Origin of the sequence: Saccharopolyspora sp. 6V (assembly GCF_020176785.1) — a bacterium.
Classification (GTDB): Bacteria; Actinomycetota; Actinomycetes; order Mycobacteriales; family Pseudonocardiaceae; genus Saccharopolyspora_C; species Saccharopolyspora_C gregorii.
The window spans coordinates 19,077-20,169 of record NZ_JAIUKB010000066.1; the positions used below are offsets into that span (position 1 = coordinate 19,077).

Consider the following 1,093-nt stretch of genomic DNA (forward strand, 5'->3'; position numbering starts at 1 on the left):
GCCCCCCCCCCCCCCCGCCCCCGCCCCCCCGGGGGGGGGGGGGGGCGCCCCCCCCCCCCCCCCCCCCGGGGGGGCCCCCCCCGGGGGGGGGCGGGGGCCGTTCTCGTGTTCAGGCCAGGTTTCGGATGATCTGCCGGGCGGCCGGTTCGAGGAGGCGGGCGACTTCCTGCGGGTCGGCGGGTGGTTCGTGGGTGGTGTGCAGGGTGACGGTGGTCTTCCCGGTACGGAACTCCAGTTGCCAGTCCCCGTTGAGGTCGGTGAGGCAGGTGTCGCCGTCGCCGATCCGGACGTCGGAGCGCACGGGGGCCCTGCCGAGGATGGCGTGGCCGCAGATGCTCGCCAGGTACCTGTCGCCGGGTTCAGGTGCTTCCCAGTTCATGAAGTCGGCGCTGATGCCGTCGGGCGAGGGGCCGTAGATGTCCTCCTCGGTGGCGATGCGGCGGGTGCAGGAGGTGTCGACCCGGTACCCGTCGCCGTTCATCATCAGTTCGGACGGCAGGTAGGTGTCCTGCACCCGGCCGCTCGCGGTCCCGGGGAACGCGGCTTCGAGCGCGGCCGGGTGGCGACCTGGAATCCGCGGTCGGTGCGGATCTCGGTGGCGGCGTCGGTGGCGCGATCGGCGACGGTCTCCGCCCAGCTCTCGGCGGAGCGGGGCTGCTGGTAGAGCTCCAGCGACACGACGTCGACCGAGCGGACGTCGGAGCGCACCAGGTAGTCGCACCCGCTCATCTCCTGCCCGGCGAACGCGCGTTCCGGCGGCACGTCCTCCTTGGCGTAGGAGTGCTCCAGTTCCCGGTTCGGCGAGATCGTCAGCCCGGCCCGTTCCAGGACGTCCGGGGGCAGCACCGCGCAGGCGTCGAACGCGGCGGGCGTGCCGTAGTGCACGGCGGGGTTGCCGGGCGTGAGCTGGAGGAGCCGCTCGGAACCCCGTTCCGGCCGGACAGCGTCGGAACCGCCGTGCAGCGCGACGACGGCGGCGGCGCGCAGCGCCAGCACCACGGCGGCGAGCAGCAGCAGGACCACCGGCAGCGCCTTGCTGCGACGGGGCGGCTGCTGCCGGAACGGGGGCTGCTTCCAGTGCGGGGGCGGGGGC

General features: G+C 74.7%; 2 protein-coding genes. Both read right to left on the reverse strand.

Going from position 1 to position 1,093, the window contains the following annotated elements:
* Positions 1–109: 109 nt before the first annotated feature.
* Positions 110–514: a hypothetical protein gene (locus tag LCD35_RS14205; protein WP_225044316.1), complete on the reverse strand. Its 405-nt coding sequence runs from the start codon at positions 512–514 to the stop codon at positions 110–112.
* The coding region (locus LCD35_RS14210; protein ID WP_225044317.1) for a hypothetical protein at positions 484–1,093 on the reverse strand (610 nt) is incomplete at its 5' end. The genes LCD35_RS14210 and LCD35_RS14205, both read right to left, overlap by 31 nt.